The organism is Hydrogenophaga pseudoflava NBRC 102511 (genome assembly GCF_001592285.1).
Classification (GTDB): Bacteria; Pseudomonadota; Gammaproteobacteria; order Burkholderiales; family Burkholderiaceae_C; genus Hydrogenophaga; species Hydrogenophaga pseudoflava.
This window is the reverse complement of the sequence record NZ_BCWQ01000003.1, coordinates 94,864-110,103: the sequence shown is the minus strand read 5'-3', so window position 1 is coordinate 110,103 and position 15,240 is coordinate 94,864. Positions and strand designations below refer to the sequence as shown.

General features: G+C 71.4%; 12 protein-coding genes. 3 read left to right on the top strand and 9 right to left on the bottom strand.

Translation table 11 applies throughout. The features are described 5' to 3' along the window. Positions 1-24: 24 nt before the first annotated feature. The 6 genes from HPS01S_RS05300 to HPS01S_RS05275 all read right to left on the bottom strand — a co-directional run bounded on the left by HPS01S_RS05300 (position 25) and on the right by HPS01S_RS05275 (position 8,222). Entirely contained in the window at positions 25-501 is a 477-nt protein-coding gene (locus tag HPS01S_RS05300; RefSeq protein ID WP_066152044.1) for a C40 family peptidase, read from the bottom strand. A gap of 47 nt (positions 502-548) precedes the next feature. Then, positions 549-1,544 carry a calcium/sodium antiporter gene (locus tag HPS01S_RS05295; protein ID WP_218016586.1) on the bottom strand — a complete coding sequence of 332 codons (996 nt, stop codon included), beginning with the start codon at positions 1,542-1,544 and terminating at the stop codon, positions 549-551. Positions 1,545-1,557: 13 nt separating this feature from the next. Then, positions 1,558-2,469, bottom strand: coding sequence for a universal stress protein (locus tag HPS01S_RS05290; protein ID WP_066152041.1), 912 nt, complete (start codon positions 2,467-2,469; stop codon positions 1,558-1,560). Positions 2,470-2,490: 21 nt separating this feature from the next. Then, on the bottom strand, positions 2,491-5,175 hold the full coding sequence (locus HPS01S_RS05285) for a cation-translocating P-type ATPase (RefSeq protein ID WP_066152038.1): 2,685 nt from the start codon (positions 5,173-5,175) through the stop codon (positions 2,491-2,493). Continuing rightward, positions 5,172-6,896, bottom strand: coding sequence for a cation:proton antiporter domain-containing protein (locus HPS01S_RS05280; RefSeq protein WP_066152035.1), 1,725 nt, complete (start codon positions 6,894-6,896; stop codon positions 5,172-5,174). The genes HPS01S_RS05285 and HPS01S_RS05280 overlap by 4 nt, the downstream gene beginning before the upstream one ends. A gap of 123 nt (positions 6,897-7,019) precedes the next feature. Then, positions 7,020-8,222, bottom strand: a complete 1,203-nt coding sequence (locus tag HPS01S_RS05275) for a helix-turn-helix domain-containing protein (RefSeq protein ID WP_066152034.1) — start codon at positions 8,220-8,222, stop codon at positions 7,020-7,022. Positions 8,223-8,392: 170 nt separating this feature from the next. Between HPS01S_RS05275 and HPS01S_RS05270 the strand changes: the two genes are divergently transcribed. Genes HPS01S_RS05270 through HPS01S_RS05260 form a run of 3 tightly spaced genes read left to right on the top strand, consistent with a single transcriptional unit; the run spans position 8,393 to position 11,336 of the window. Next, complete coding sequence (locus HPS01S_RS05270) at positions 8,393-10,060, top strand: PQQ-dependent dehydrogenase, methanol/ethanol family (protein WP_066152031.1); 1,668 nt, start codon at positions 8,393-8,395, stop codon at positions 10,058-10,060. A 2-nt stretch (positions 10,061-10,062) separates the two neighbouring features. Further along, a complete protein-coding gene (locus HPS01S_RS05265) occupies positions 10,063-10,431 on the top strand; it encodes a c-type cytochrome (protein WP_066152028.1) in 369 nt (122 codons plus the stop codon). Then, the gene (locus HPS01S_RS05260; protein ID WP_066152027.1) at positions 10,428-11,336 is read left to right on the top strand and encodes a substrate-binding periplasmic protein; all 909 of its coding nucleotides are present in this window, start codon (positions 10,428-10,430) and stop codon (positions 11,334-11,336) included. The genes HPS01S_RS05265 and HPS01S_RS05260 overlap by 4 nt, the downstream gene beginning before the upstream one ends. A 302-nt stretch (positions 11,337-11,638) precedes the next feature. On the opposite strand, the gene HPS01S_RS05255 is transcribed toward HPS01S_RS05260, so the two are convergent. Genes HPS01S_RS05255 through HPS01S_RS05245 form a run of 3 tightly spaced genes read right to left on the bottom strand, consistent with a single transcriptional unit; the run spans position 11,639 to position 15,098 of the window. Continuing rightward, positions 11,639-12,259, bottom strand: a complete 621-nt coding sequence (locus HPS01S_RS05255; protein ID WP_066152022.1) for a 3'-5' exonuclease — start codon at positions 12,257-12,259, stop codon at positions 11,639-11,641. Beyond that, the gene (locus tag HPS01S_RS05250) at positions 12,256-14,406 is read right to left on the bottom strand and encodes a sensor histidine kinase (RefSeq protein ID WP_066152020.1); all 2,151 of its coding nucleotides are present in this window, start codon (positions 14,404-14,406) and stop codon (positions 12,256-12,258) included. The genes HPS01S_RS05255 and HPS01S_RS05250 overlap by 4 nt, the downstream gene beginning before the upstream one ends. Beyond that, positions 14,403-15,098, bottom strand: a complete 696-nt coding sequence (locus HPS01S_RS05245; protein ID WP_066152018.1) for a response regulator transcription factor — start codon at positions 15,096-15,098, stop codon at positions 14,403-14,405. The genes HPS01S_RS05250 and HPS01S_RS05245 overlap by 4 nt, the downstream gene beginning before the upstream one ends. Positions 15,099-15,240 lie beyond the last annotated feature (142 nt).

Below are 15,240 nucleotides of genomic sequence, written 5' to 3'. Positions count from 1 at the left end.
GCCGGCTTGTCCGGAAAAACCGTGTCAGGGCCTGCGATAACGCACCGTCTGGCGCGCCCAGTAGCGGTTGTCCAGCCGGTCCAGCCGCACCGTGCCGCCGCTGGACGGCGCATGCACGAAGCGGCCGTCGCCGACGTAGATGCCCGCGTGCCAGGCCGGGTCGCGGCCGAAGATCACCAGGTCGCCGGTGCGCAGCTCGTCGGCATCCACCGCCTGGCCGAAGCCCGACAGCTGGGCCACGGTGCGCGGCGGCGCCACACCGGCGCGGTGCCGGTAGACATAGCCGATCAGGCCGCTGCAGTCGAAGCCGCTCTCAGGCGTGTTGCCGCCCCAGCGGTAGGGCGTGCCCACCAGGCCCATGGCGTGGATGGCGAGGTCGCTGCTGTGTTCGGCCGACAGCGGCGGCAGCGACGACGAAGGCGGGCGGGCCGGTGGTGCGCTGCCGCAGGCAGCCAGCAGCAGGGCGGCGGAGAGACTCAGGGTGTGCAGGGCCAGACGCATGGCGGCGAGCTTACGGCATGCCCGCGGGGGGCTGGTGTCCAACGGTGTCAGGTCCGCCAGAGCAGCAGGCTGCCCAGATAGGCGGCGTAGGCCAGCACGAAGCCGATGCCCTCGCGGCGCGAGACCAGCCGGTCGCTGCGGAACACCGGCAGACAGACGATGGCCACCAGCGCGGCCAGCGGCAGGTCGATCCACAGCACCTCGGCGCTGACGTCCACCCCGCTGGTGGGTGCGGCCACCATGGTCAGGCCGAGGATGACCAGCACGTTGTAGATGCTGCTGCCGATGAGGTTGCCGATCGCCACGTCGCGGTCGTTGCGCAGGGTCGAGATCATCGTGGTCACCAGCTCCGGCGCCGAAGTGCCGATGGCCACGATGCTCAGGCCGATGAAGGCGTCCGACACGCCGTAGGCCTTGGCCAGTTCGACTGCGCCGGCCACCAGCAGCTCGGCGCCCAGCACCGCCAGCGCCATGCCTGCCAGCAGCAGCGCACCGTTCCAGGCCCAGGCCGCGGCACCGGTGGGCAGGTTCACCCGCGGAGGCGCCTGCGCGGCCAGCGCGTCGCGGAACGCCAGTCGGGTGTCCGGCGCCTCCTGCCGGCTCAGCTGCACCAGCGCCACGGTGTAGACCACCGCCGCCAGCAGCAGGCCCAGACCCTCGGCCCGGGTGAGCACGCCGTCCATCGCCATGACGAGCACGGCCACGGCGGTGGCAATCATCACCGGCACGTCCAGCCGCACGCTCAGCGAACGCGTGGGCAGCGGGCGGATGGCCGCACTCAGGCCCAGGATGAGCAGGATGTTGACGATGTTGGTGCCGGCGATGTTGCCCACCGCCAGCGGACCCTTGCCCTCGTGCGCGGCGGTCAGGCCCACCGCCAGCTCGGGCGCGCTGGTGCCCACCGAGACCACCGTCAGGCCGATGACGATGGGGCTGATGCGCAGCAGGGTCGCAATGCGGGTCGCGCCGCGCAGCAGCATCTCGGCGCCCAGCACCACCACGACCAGGCCACCGAGGAACAGCAGGGCGGGATGCAGCGCCACGGCCTGTCCCGCGTCAGCCGGCGTCCTGCGGACCGCGCTTGTCGACTACCACCAGCACGTCGGCGTCGCCCTCGGAGAGCACCCGCTTGGTCACGCTGCCCAGCAGCAGTTCTTCGGTCACATGGGTGCCGTGTTTGCCCATCACCACCAGGTCGCAGCCCAGGCGTTGCTGGTGGCCGGTGATCAGCGCCACGGCGTCGCCGTGTTCGACCAGCGGTGTGTAGTCGCCAGCCGCCAGGCCCTGTTCGGCCGCCATCTCGCGCAGCTGCTGCAGGGCGCGCTCGCGCGCCTCGATGCGGTACTGGTGGATGATGTCCTGCGACACGCCGGCGTACTGCAGCATGCCCTCGAAGGGCACGTCGAAGGCGTGCAGCAGCACCAGGCCGGCCCGGGGCGCGAGTTCGCGCGCCAGTGCCAGCGCCAGCGCGGAACCGGGCGAGAAGTCCATGGGCAGCAGCACGCGGCGGTAGGGCTGCTGGAACGGGTTTTTGACCACCAGCACCGGGCAATGGCTCCTGCGCAGCAGGTGCGAGGCGGTGGAACCCACCACCAGGCGGCGCAGCAGGCTCTGCCCGCGCGCGCCCACCACCACCAGGTCGGTGTCGGTCTCGCGCACCAGCGACGGCACCACGCGCGAGGCCAGGCCCTCTTCCACCCGCAGGGTGGGCGCCGGCCCCGGGTGGCGTGCCGGGTCGGCCATGGCGGCGGCCAGTGCGGCCTGCTGCTGCTGCACGGCCGTGTGGGCCACGCTGTCGGCGCGCTCGCCCAGCAGGTTGCGCAGCGGGCCCAGCGCGTCCAGCCCCAGCGCGTGCAGCACGGTGTGGCGGGCGCCGGTGGTCGTGGCCAGGTCGGCCGCGCGGTCCACCGCCTGCAGTGAGTGCGCCGACAGGTCGGTGGCGCTCAGGATGTGTCGGGTCATGGTCATGGCTCTCTCCTCGCAGGTTCTTCAGATGCGGCGCACACCGCGGCGACGCAACAGCGCCTTCTCGGCCTCCACCAGCACGAACACGCCCGCCCCCATCGCCAGGATCATGGCCCAGGAGCTGGCGTGCAGCGGCGTGGTGTGGAACAGCCGCTGCAGCGGCGGCGCATAGGTGAACAGCAGCTGCAGCCCCACCAGCAGGGCCGCCACACCCAGCGCGACGGGGTTGCCGGTCAGCGTCTCGGCCCGCCAGGCATGGCGGGTGAAGTGGCGCACGTTGAACAGGTAGAACAGCTCGCACATCACGATGGTGTTGACCGCCGCGGTGCGCGCGGTCTCCAGCGGCGTGCCGCGCGCGAGCTCCCAGTGGAACACCCAGAAGGTGGCGGCGATCATCAGCCCGATGACGAACAGGATGCGCCCGCCCAGCGCGCGCGTGATGATGGATTCCTGCGGGGGCCGCGGCGGGTGCCGCATCACGCCCGGCTCGGCCGGCTCGAAGGCCAGCGACAGCGCCAGCGTCACCGAGGTCACGGTGTTGACCCACAGGATCTGCCCGGCCGTCACCGGCAGCGGCAGGCCCGCGAAGATGGCCAGCAGGATCACGCCGGCCTCGCCGCCGTTGGTGGGCAGCATGTGCATCAGCGACTTCTTGATGTTGTCGTAGACCACCCGGCCCTCGCGCACGGCGCGCGCGATGGTGGCGAAGTTGTCGTCGGTCAGCACCAGGTCGGAGGCCTCGCGCGCCGCGTCCGTGCCCTTGCCGCCCATGGCCACGCCCACATCGGCGGCTTTCAGCGCGGGCGCGTCGTTCACGCCGTCGCCGGTCATGGCCACCTGGTGGCCCTCGGCCTGCAGTGCGGCGATCAGCCGCAGCTTGTGCTCGGGGCTGGCGCGCGCGAACACGTCGGTGTCCTGGGCGGCGCGGCGCAGCGCCGCGTCGTCGAGCGCGGCGACGGCGTCGCCCGTCAGTGCCCGGTCAGCCTGCAGGCCCAGCTGGCGGCCGATGGCCGCGGCCGTCACCGCGTGGTCGCCGGTGATCATCTTCACGCGGATGCCGGCCTCTCGGCACTCCGCCACGGCAGCCACCGCCTCCTCGCGCGGCGGGTCGATGATGCCCACCAGGCCCAGCATCTCGAAGCGCGGGGTGAGGTCGGCCAGGTCCACCTCGGTGCGCCCTGTGGGCCAGTCGCAGCGGGCCAGTGCCAGCACGCGCTCACCCGCGCCGCCGGCGCGCTCCACCGCCGCGGTCCAGCGCGCGCAGTCCAGGGGGCGGCCGCCCGCTTCGCCCGTGCACAGCGCCAGCACCCGCTCGGGCGCGCCCTTGAGCAGCAGCTCGTGGTGGCCGGCGTGGTCGTGGTGCAGCGTGACCATGATCTGCCGCTCGGACTCGAAGGGGATCGCGTCCAGCCGGGGGAAGGCCTGGGCTTCGGTCGTGGCGTCCAGGTCGGCCTTGTGCGCCAGGGTGGTCAGCGCACCTTCTGTGGGGTCTCCAGTGAGGACCCAGCCTTTGTCGTCTTCGCGGTGAATGCGCGCGTCGTTGCACAGCAGCGCGCAGTGCAGCAGGGCCATCAGCGCCGGCTCGTCGCCAGGGTGCAGCACCGATCCGTCCGCAAGGTGGAAGCCGCCTTCGGGCGCGTAGCCGGTGCCGCTGACGATGACCTCGCGCGACGGCAGCACCACGCGCACCGCGGTCATCTCGTTGCGGGTGAGGGTGCCCGTCTTGTCGCTGCAGATGACGGTGACGGAGCCCAGCGACTCCACCGCCGGCAGCCGCCGCACGATGGCCTTCTTGCGCGCCATCACCCGGGTGCCGATGGCCAGCACGATGGTCACCACCGCCGGCATGCCCTCGGGGATGGCGGCCACTGCCAGCCCCACCACCGCCAGAAACAGGTCGAACAGCGCCATGCCGGCCACGAAGTGGCCCCAGGCCATGGTCAGCACCGACACCCCGAGGATGAAGGCGGTGATCTGGCGCGCGAAGCGGTCGAGCCGGCGCGTCAGCGGCGTGGCCAGGGTCTGCACGCCGCTGACCAGCTGGCCGATGTGGCCGATCTCGGTGGCGCCGCCGGTGGCCACCACCACGCCGCTGCCGCTGCCGTAGGCCACCAGCGTGCCCGAGAAGGCCATGCCGTGGCGGTCGCCCAGCGGCGCGCCCTCGGCCGCGGCGCCTGTGTCCTTGTCCACCGCGGCCGATTCGCCGGTCAGCGCCGATTCCACCGTGCGCAGGTTGCGGCCCTGCAGCAGGCGCAGGTCGGCCGGCACGCGGTCGCCCGGCTCCAGCCAGACGATGTCGCCCGGCACCAGCTCCCCGGCGTCGATCTGGTGGCGCTCGCCGCCGCGCTGCACCGTGGCGCGCGCGGCCAGCATGCTGCGCACCGCCGCCAGGGCCTGCTCGGCCTTGCCCTCCTGGATGTGGCCAATCAGCGCGTTGATCAGCACCACGCCCAGGATCACGCCCGCGTCCACCAGGCTGCCCAGCAGCAGCGTGGCCAGCCCGGCGGCCAGCAGCACATAGATCAGCGGGTTGTGGAACTGCAGCGCAAAGCGCAACCAGGCCGGTCGGCGCGGCGGATCGGGCAGGCGGTTGGGGCCGTGCTGGGCGAGCCGCCGGGCCACCTCGCCGGCGCCCAGTCCGTCGGCCGGGTCCACGCCCAGGCGCCGCAGCACCTCGGGGCCTTCCAGGGCGTGCCACGGGGTCTTCATGCGGCCTCCCTTGCGGGTGCGGTCTCCTGCAGCCGGTCCAGGATGTGCGAGGTCATGCCGCGCGCCAGCTCGTGCTCGCCCAGGAACACCGTGCCCAGGCTTTCCTTGCGCAGCAGATCGGCCTCTTCCTCGTTGTGGGTGCGCAGCACCACGGCGATGCCGGGGTTGAGCGTGCGGGCGATCTCCACCATCTTGCGCACGTCCACCGCGTCGGGGATGGCCACCACCAGCATGGCGGCCTCGGCGATGTGGCCCTGCACCAGCACCTCGGGTGTCATGGCGTCGCCGCTGACGGCCGCGATGCCCTCGCGGCGCAGCGCGTCCACCGTCTCGCGGTTCTGCTCCACCACCACGAACGGCAGCTGGTGTTCGCGCAGCGCCTGGGCGATGCGCCGGCCCACGCGGCCATAGCCCACCAGCACCACCTGGCCGCTGAGCAGCTGGCGGTCGGTCGAGGTCGGCAGTTCGGCCAGCGGATCGTCGCGCATCTCCAGCTGGCGCGCGAAGGCCGAACGCGCCAGGACCCAGCGCCGCAGTGGCTCGACGGCCGAGAACAGCGCCGCGTTGGCCGCGATCGAGATCAGTGCGGCCGCCAGCACCAGGCTCTGGCCCTCGCGCGGCATCAGCTCCAGCGCCACGCCCAGGCCGGCCAGGATGAAGGAGAACTCGCCGATCTGCGCCAGGCTCGCGCCCACCGTCAGCGCGGTGTTCAGCGGGTAGCGGAACAGCAGCACCAGCGCCACGGCCGCCACGGTCTTGCCGATCAGGACAATGGCCACCACCGCCAGCAGCTTGACCGGCTGCTGAAAGACCACCGCCGGTTCGAACAGCATGCCCACCGAGACGAAGAACAGCACGGCGAAGGCGTCGCGCAGCGGCAGCGACTCGTCGGCCGCGCGGTGGCTGAACTCGGACTCGCGCATCATCATGCCGGCGAAGAAGGCGCCCAGCGCGAAGGACACGTCGAACAGCAGGGCCGCGCCGAAGGCCACGCCCACGGCGATGGCCACCACGCCCAGGGTGAACAGCTCCTGCGAGCCGGTGCGCGCCACCCACCACAGCAGCTTGGGCAGCAGCCGTCGGCCCACCACCAGCATCAGCACCACGAAGGCCGTGACCTTGGCCAGGGTGATGCCCACCGTGGTCCAGATCTCGCCGGCCTGGGGCGCCACCGCGGCCTCCCCGCCGTGCGCCTTGAGCACGCCCGCCAGCGCAGGCAGCAGCACCAGAACCAGCACCATCACCAGGTCTTCCACCACCAGCCAGCCGACCGCGATCTGGCCGTTGACCGACTTGAGCAGGCCCTTGGCCTCCAGCGCGCGCAGCAGCACCACCGTGCTGGCCACCGACAGGCACAGGCCAAACACGATGGCGGCGCCCAGGTCCCAGCCCCAGAGCATGGCCACGCCGCCCCCCAGCGCGGTGGCCACGGCGATCTGCACCACCGCGCCCGGCACAGCGATCTTCTTGACCGACATCAGGTCGGCCAGCGAGAAGTGCAGACCCACCCCGAACATCAGCAGCATCACCCCGATCTCGGCCAGCTGGCCGGCCAGGCCGACATCGGCCACGAAACCCGGCGTGGCCGGGCTGACCACGATGCCCGCCAGCAGGTAGCCCACCAGCGGGGGCAGCTTCAGCCGGGCAGCGAGCAGTCCGAACACCATGGCCAGGCCAAAGGCGGTCGCGATGGTGGCGATCAGCGTGACGTCATGGGGCATCCGTGCGGGCTTCCTTCGGGCGTGGAAAAAGGGTTTTTTGGCGGGTGGCGCTTTTGACCTTATCACGCGCGGGGCCACCCGCCCGGGTGTCCGAGCGTGGGCGTGGGCGACCCGGGCGGTCGCCTATTTCCGCAGGTGCCGGTAGACCAGGCCGCGCGAGACGCCGAGCTGGCGCGCGGTGCGCGCGACGTTGCCGCCGTTGGCCTGCAGCGCGTCTTCGATCAGGCGCTGCTGGGTCTGGGCCAGCGAGGGGGCGGCCGCCGGGGCGGGCGCCGGGGCCTCGGGCTCGGCGGCGGGTACCGGCCCGGGCGCGGGTGGCACGGTGGCCGGCCAGGCGACCGCGTGCCGGAAGTCGATGCCATCGCGCAGACCCAGGGTCGCGCGCACCCAGATGCCCAGGCCGCTGGGCAGCTGCAGGCGCAGGGCTTCGGTGGCGCCGCACAGGGGCAGCAGCTGCGCCAGCCCGTGGCCGAACAGCTCTTCCACCGGCGCCACCTCCTGGCGCGACGGGCGGCCCAGCAGGCTGTGGCCGGTGGCGTTGACCCAGACCACGCGACCGCCGTGGTCCACGCCGGCCAGTCCCTCCATCGGCGTGCCCAGCAGCGCGGGGGCGGCCTGGAAATGCAGCACCAGGTGCTCGTCGGATTGCGCCTGCAGCAGGCGGTTCTCGATCGAGGTGGCGTACACGCCGACCACGGCCGCGGCGTCGAAGCCGAAGGCGCGCGATTCGGTGGACACGTCCAGCACACCGACCAGCCGGCCGTGCACGTCGTGGATCGGTGCGGCCGCGCAGCGCACCTGGCCGAACACCTCGTAGAAGTGCTCGCAGCACTGCACGGTGCAGGCCATGCCGGTCTGCACCACGATGCCCGGCGCGTTGGTGCCCAGCACCTCCTCGGCCAGCTGGACGCCCACGCGCGTGGCGGCGTCCAGCACCTTCTGTTCGGGGTCGCCCGTGCCGCGCGAGGCGTGCACGATGACCCCGTGCGCGTCGGTCAGCATCAGGCGGCTGGCGGTGCCTGCGAGCGCGGCTTCGAGCTGCTGCAGGTCGCCGTGCGCGGCCTCCAGCAGGCGCCGGTTGCGCGCCAGCGCGGCGCTCAGCGCGCTGCGGTTGACCGGGTCCAGCGCGGGCATCTTGTGGCTGGCGTGGCCCAGCGTGCGGCTGCGGCCCCAGGAGCGGATCACCGCCTCGCTCACCAGACCGGCGGGGTGCTGCTGTTCCTCGAAGAAGCGCTGGCGCGCCAGCGCCGCGCGCTGCTCGGGCGTCTGGAAGAACGGCTGCGGCGGCAGGTCCTGGGTGGACAGGGTTCGGTGGGGGGCGCGCATGGTGGTGGGGGCGAAGTCTCGCGTCCGAAGCGGCGGTGTGGGTGAGTGTTCCACTGCAGAACACTTTTCCCACCGGGAAAACCCGGACGTGATCCGCGGCGCCCAAATTCCCACAATGAAAGAGGACAGACAACAACCAGAGGCGCAGCCTCAACCCACAGGAGACATCCATGCAACAGACCACCCGATGGGCGGGCGCGGCCGCGCTTGCGCTGCTCGCCACCAGCCTGCACGCCCAGTCCCTGGACGACCTCAAGCGCGACAGCGCCACGCCCGGCGACGTGCTCACCTACGGCATGGGCTACAACAACCAGCGCTACAGCCCGCTCAAGCAGATCAACACGAACAACGCGGCCAAGCTGCGCCCGGTCTGGGCCTACAGCCTGAACAACCCGCAGGGCCAGGAGTCGCAGCCCATCGTGCACAACGGCGTGATGTACGTGACCACGCACAACAGCACCGTTGCGCTCGACCCGGCCACCGGCAAGCAGATCTGGAAGCAGGAGATCGAGCTGCCCCAGGACGTGTTCAAGATGGCCTGCTGCGGCATCCTCAACCGCGGTGCCGCCATCTACGACGGCAAGCTGTTCCGCAGCACGCTGGACGCCCACGTGATGGCGATGGACGCCAAGACCGGCAAGCAGCTGTGGAAGAGCAAGGCCGCCGACTACCAGAACGGCCAGGCCATGACCAGCGCGCCGCTGATTGCCAATGGTGTGGTGCTGACCGGCATCGCCGGCGGCGAGTACGGCACGCGCGGCTTCATCGACGGCTGGGACCCGGCCACCGGCAAGCAGCTCTGGCGCTTCTACACCACCGCTGCGCCCGACCAGAAGGGCGGCGACACCTGGCCCGGCGACACGCACCTCAAGGGCGGCGCACCGACCTGGCTGACCGGTGCCTACGACCCCGATCTGGACCTGGTCTACTGGGGCACCGGCAACGGCGGCCCCTGGAACCCGAACGCGCGCAAGGGCGACAACCTCTACATCGCCTCGGTCGTGGCGATCCGCCCCAAGACCGGCGAGCTCGTGTGGCACTACCAGTTCAGCCCCAACGACCCCTACGACTACGACGCCACCGAGGTCGGCATGCTGGTCGACATGAAGATCGGCGGCAAGGACCGCAAGGTGCTGGCGCAGGCCAACCGCAACGGCTTCTTCTACGTGCTCGACCGCGCCAGCGGCGAGCTGCTGGCGGCCAATCCCTATGTGAAGGTCAACTGGGCCGAGCGCATCGACCTCAAGACCGGCCGCCCGGTGCCCACCGAAACCGACAAGAAGGCGCGCGCCGGTGAAGACGTGGAGATCTTCCCCAGCGTGCTCGGCGGCAAGAACTGGACGCCGATGTCCTGGAACCCGTCCACGGGTCTCGCCTACGCCAACACGCTCAACATCAGCTGGCCCTACCAGCTGGCCAAGCCCGAGTACAAGAAGGGCGAGTGGTACCTGGGCGTGAACTTCCGCGGCGTGAACATGCCCAAGAACGAACCGCACGGTTACCTCAGCGCCATCGACCCGATGACCGGCAAGAGCAAGTGGCAGATGGCGTGGCCGGGCCAACCGAGCATGGCCGGCACGCTGTCTACCGGCGGCGGCCTGGTGTTCACCGGCGCGGCCACGGGCGAGTTCATCGCGGTGGACGCGAACAACGGCAAGAAGCTCTACGAGTTCCAGACCAGCAGCGGCATCATCGGTCTGCCGGTGACCTTCGAGCACAAGGGCAAGCAGTACGTGAGCATCGTCTCGGGTGCGGGCGGTGTGTGGGCGCTGCTGGGCGACGAGCGCATGTCGCAGGTGCCCGCCGGCGGGTCGGTCTGGACCTTTGCTGTCGATTGACGATGCGCTGGCGTGAACCCATCCTGTGTGCGCTCGCCCTCACGGGCGCGGCGCTGGCGCAGTCGAACACCGTGCCGGCCCAGACGCTGCCGGTGGAGATCCCGCCCGCAGCCCCCTTCACCGCCGAGGCGGTGGAAAAAGGCCGCGAGCAGTTCCACCGCACCTGCGCGCAGTGCCATGGCCGCAACATGGTCAACGCGGGCACCACGGTGTATGACCTGCGCAAGTTCCCCACCGAGCAGCGCGAGCGCTTCTACAACTCCGTGACCAACGGCAAGGGCAACATGCCCTCGTTCAAGGGCGCGCTGGAGCCGGAGGCGATCGAGCTGCTGTGGAACTACGTGGCGACGCGTGGAGGGAAAGAGCTGTGAACACCCCGCGCGCGCTGATGGCGTCGCTGCTGCTCGCACCGGTGATGGCGCTGGCGCAGGCGGCGCCGCTGACGGTCTGCATGGCCGAGGACAACCCGCCGTTCTCGATGGCGCGCAAGGGCCAGGTCACGGGCTTCGACGTGAAGCTGGCCGAGGCGGTGGCGCGCGAGCTGGGGCGCGAGCTGAAGCTCATGCCCTTCGAGCCCGAGGTCGAGAAGGAGGCGATGCTGACGCACGAGGTCAACGCCATGCTCTCGGCCGGCCTGTGCGATCTGGCCAGCGGTTTTCCGCTGCTGGCCTCGGACCTGGGGCCGCCGACGCGCGAGCGTTTCAAGACACCGGACCACCCGGGCGCCAAGCCGCCGCGCGAGCGGCCTTTCGTGCCGCTGGGCACGCTGGTGCCGAGCCAGTCCTACCAGGGCACGGCGCTGGTGATCGTGCAGCGCGCCGGTGCGCCCGTGGCGGTGTCGCTGGGTGATCTGAAGGGCCGCAAGGTGGCCGCGGTGGCGGGCACGCTCGAAGGCACGCTGGTGGCCATGTACGGCGGCGGTGCGCTGGCCAAGGACATGGTGTCGCTGGGGCAGCGCGAGGATGTCTGGGCGGCGCTGGACAGCGGCCGGGTGGACGCGCTGATGGTGCCGTCCGCGGCGTTCGACACCTACCGGGCGCGCAAGCCGGGCACGACCCTGCAGGCGGGGCCCGCGCGGCCGCTGGGGATCAACCTGGGCTGGGTGGCGCTGTCGTCGAAGGCGGATCTGCTGGAGGCGGTGAACCGGGTGGTGGCGCGTGCTTCGGCTTCCGGGGAGCTGCAGGTGTGGGCGCGGGAGGCGGGTCTGTCGTGGCAGGCGCCTTCTGTGCCTGCTGTGACCGGGACTCTGTCGTTGGCTGGGTTGCTTCGGGACTGAGCTTCTTTCGTGTCTTTTCTGGGCTTGGACCTCGCGCCAGGGTGATGGCGCCGCCCGCAGGCTCCGGCCCACCTCGCACGCGCGCTCGCCTGTTCGCCGCCATTGCTTCATGAACACCGGGTGGGCGCGCCCAACTCTGTGGCATGCGCGAATGGGGCCTGCGCCTGCGGACGGCGCCATCACCCTGTGAGGGGCGTGCGTGAACGCATCAGAAGGCAGGGGAGTCGGACATCCCTGTCTCCTCTTGCTTCGCACACCCGGCTCTGAACCAACGCCGCGAAAGAAACAAGACAAAAGAAAACTCAGGCCAGAGCCACCGAAGCCTGACGAGCAAAAAACTTCGGCAAAGAAGCCTTCGAACAAGCCTGCAAAGCACAAAGAAACGCGTGGTCTGGCCGCGCCACACCGTGCTTGAGAAGCAGGTCGTGCCGGATGCGCCCCAGCAGCTCCGTCGCCATCTCCGCATCCGCCAGCGCCCGGTGCGCCTTGCCCGTGCGCGGCAGGCCGAACCAGTCCACCAACTGCCCCAGCTTGTGGCTCGGTGCCTCCGGGTACAGCCGGCGCGACAGCAGCACCGTGCAGGCATAGGGTTGCAGCGCCGGCAGACCACACAGCGCCAGCTCGGCCTGCCAGTAGCGCCGGTCGAAACCCGCGTTGTGCGCCACCATCGGCGCATCGCCCACGAAGCGTGCGGCCTCGGCCATCACCTGCGCGGCCGGCGGCGCGGCCTGCACCATCGCGTTCGTGATGCCCGTCAGCTGCGTGATGAAGGACGGGATGCGCACGCCCGCGTTCATCAGGCTCTGGAAGCGGTCCACCACGCGCCCGCCCTCGGTCATCACGATCGCGACCTCGGTCGCGCGGTCGCCCAGGTTCGGCGAGGTGCCGGTGGTTTCAAAGTCGATGACGGCGATGCGGTTCATGCGGAAGTGGGCGTTCGTGAGGTGGCGCGCGGCAGGCGCAGCGTGAAGCTGACGCCGTCGCCGACGTTCGCGGCCGTGATGGTGCCACCCATCTTGGCCATGTAGGTGCGTGCGACGAACAGGCCCTGGCCGCGGCCCTCGCCCTGCGCGCCGCTGGCCGCGCCGTCGCTCACGCCGTAGTCGAAGATCTTGTCCAGCAGCGCCTCGGGAATCGCCGGGCCGGTGTTGTGGATCTCCAGCGCCACCATCGCCTCGCCCAGGCCCGACAGCGCCAGCGTCACCGGCGTGCCCGTGGGGCGGTAGCGGTCGGCGTTGCGCAGCACGTGGGTCACCACGTCCTCCAGCGAGTGTTCGTCGGCCTGCACCCACACCGGCGCGCCGGCCGGCGCGTAGACCACATCGGCGATGCCGGCGTAGGGCGCGTTCTCGGCCACGTGGCGCAGGAAGGTGTCCAGGTCCAGCGCGTCCACCTCCACCGTGGCCGCGGTGATCGCCTCGCTCGGCGAGGCCGTGCCGTAGAGCGCGCGCACCGCCTGCTGCATGCGGTGCACATAGCGGTGGCTGGGGTCGGCCGCGTCGCCGTGCAGCACCATCAGCGACTGCAGCGGCGACATGATCTCGTGGCCCACCGCGTGCCACATGTCGCGCTCCTGCTCGTTGCGCAGGTGCTCGCGCCGCACGCCCTCCTTCACCCGCTGCAGCAGCGCCGCCAGCGAGCCGGCCAGGATGCCCATCTCGTCGCGTCCGCGGAACTCGCTCACGTCCAGATCGCCCAGCCGCCGCTCGACCTGCGGGTCCTGCATGTTGTAGTTCAGCGCCGCCGCGCGCTGGGTCAGCAGCGCCACCGGCCGGATCAGGCCCAGTTCGATCACCAGCCAGGCCAGGAAGATCGCCGCCAGCATCGCGCCCACAAAGCCGCTCACGCGCGTGGCGGTGGCGCTCAGGCTGCGGTCCACGCTGGCCAGCTCGCCGCTGAGGCTCAGCTGGTAGCGGCCGCTGGAGGTGCTGACGGTTTCGCTGGCCGACACCTGCGTGCGGGTGTCGCTGGAGGGCAGCCGCAGGATCAGGCGCGTGAGCCAGGGCGCGGCCACGCCCTCGCCCTGCGCCTGGCCGCGCAGCTGCGTCACCAGCTGCGGCTGGTCGGCGCCCAGGCGCTCGATGCGCAGCACCTCGCCCTCGGACAGCGTGCCCGCCAGCTGCTGCAGCGAAAACGCCCGTTCCGCGCCCGGCCGCGCGCTGTCGAACAGCACCCGCCCGCCCGGCCCCACCCATTGCAGGTGCAGCCGCGTCTGCGCCAGGTCGGCCGGCGGCCAGGTGCGTGGTCCTTTGGCAAACAGCGCCTTGCGCCAGGCCTCGACCGGCACGCGCAGCGAGAGCAGGCTGCGGCGCGCGCAGTCCGGCAGGGCCTGGCCCGGCACCGCGCAGCCGGCCTCCTGCCAGAGCCAGCCGCGGAAGTCGCGCACCGGCCGCGAGCCCTTGACCAGCAGCGTGCCCTCGCCCGCGAAGCCGGTGATGCGGCCGCGCAGGCCGCCGTCGCCCAGGTCGGCCGGTGCGTCGCCCGGTGCCTCGAAGGGCGCGACCCAGCGCTCGGTGCCGGCGGCGGTCTCGGCGCGGATCACCGCGTGGCTCACCGGGTCCAGCTCCAGCGTGCCCTTCTCGCGCGCCACCGCCGGTGGCAGCACCAGGTCGGCCACCAGGTAGACCACGCCGCCCGCGTACGCGCTGTTGCCCACACCCACACACAGCTGCCCGCCGTCGTTCGGCCAGTGCACCGCGCAGCCGCTCATTTCCACCGCCTGCCGCGCCTTGAACGGGTCGGAGTAGTCGAGCGCGGAGAACGGCAGCACCACCGGCGAGAGCCCCGCGTCCGAAGGCGCCACCGCGTCGGCGTTGATCAGCGCCAGCTGCCCGGTGGGGTGGCGCAGCTGCGCGGCCAGGGTGGAGAGCGTCTGCCGGAAGCCCGCCTCGTAGCGCGCCCGCGCGCGCTGCTTCTCCTCGGCCAGCAGCGTCAGCGCCAGCCCCACCACCGCCAACGCCAGCAGCAGGAACACGCCGTGGAACACGATGCGCCGCCGGAACGCCGCCAGCGGCAGCCGCGGCAGCGTCAGCGCCGGCAGCGAGGGCAGGTCCAGCGGGCCGAACTTCACGGCCGTGACCAGCGGAAGCCGCGCATCGGCACGTTTTCAATGGCGTCGAAGCCCGGGTCGAGGTCGCGGAACGCGTCGCGGATCGCGCTCACGTGCTTGCGCACGTTGTCGCGGTTGCGCCCGCTCTTGACCACCTCGAACAGGTCCTCGTAGCTCACCGTCTGGCCCTTGTGCTGCACCAGCACGGCCAGGATGCGCTGCGCGGTCAGCGGCAGGTTGATGCGCTGGCCGCGCCAGGTGGGCGAGCGCTGCCACAGCGGGTCCAGGCTCAGTTCCTCGTCGGCCGCGGCCACCGGCGCCGCGCCCTTCTGCGCCCGCGCGCTGCGCAGGATGTCCAGGAAGGTCTCGACGAACTCGGCCTCGTCGAAGGTGGTCTTCTGCAGGTAATCCCAGGCGTCCAGCGCCTTCATGATGCTGCGGTAGATGGCGGCCGGCATGGCCGAGACCACCAGCACCGGCGTGCCCTGGTGCAGCTTGTTGATGGTGTTGATGATGGCCACGCCCGCGTGCCGCTCACGGCCCAGCTCGATGTCCAGCACCACCAGCTCGTAGCGCTCGCGGGCCAGCGCGGCCTCGGCGCTGTCGCGGTCGAACCACTGGTGCACGGTCAGTTCGGGGCGGGCGGCCTGGATCCAGCCGGCCAGCTGGTCGCTGGTGGGGCGGTCGTCTTCGATCACGGCAACGGTGGGCATGGGCCGATTATCGAAGCGGCCCGGAATGGGCCCCTGTGAGTATTTCTTCCGGGGCCGGCGGCAAACCCGCCCGCTGGCCGCATTGAGACTTCCGCGCGTCTTGGGAACGATGCAGGGCATGGCGAACCCGCGGTTGGGAACG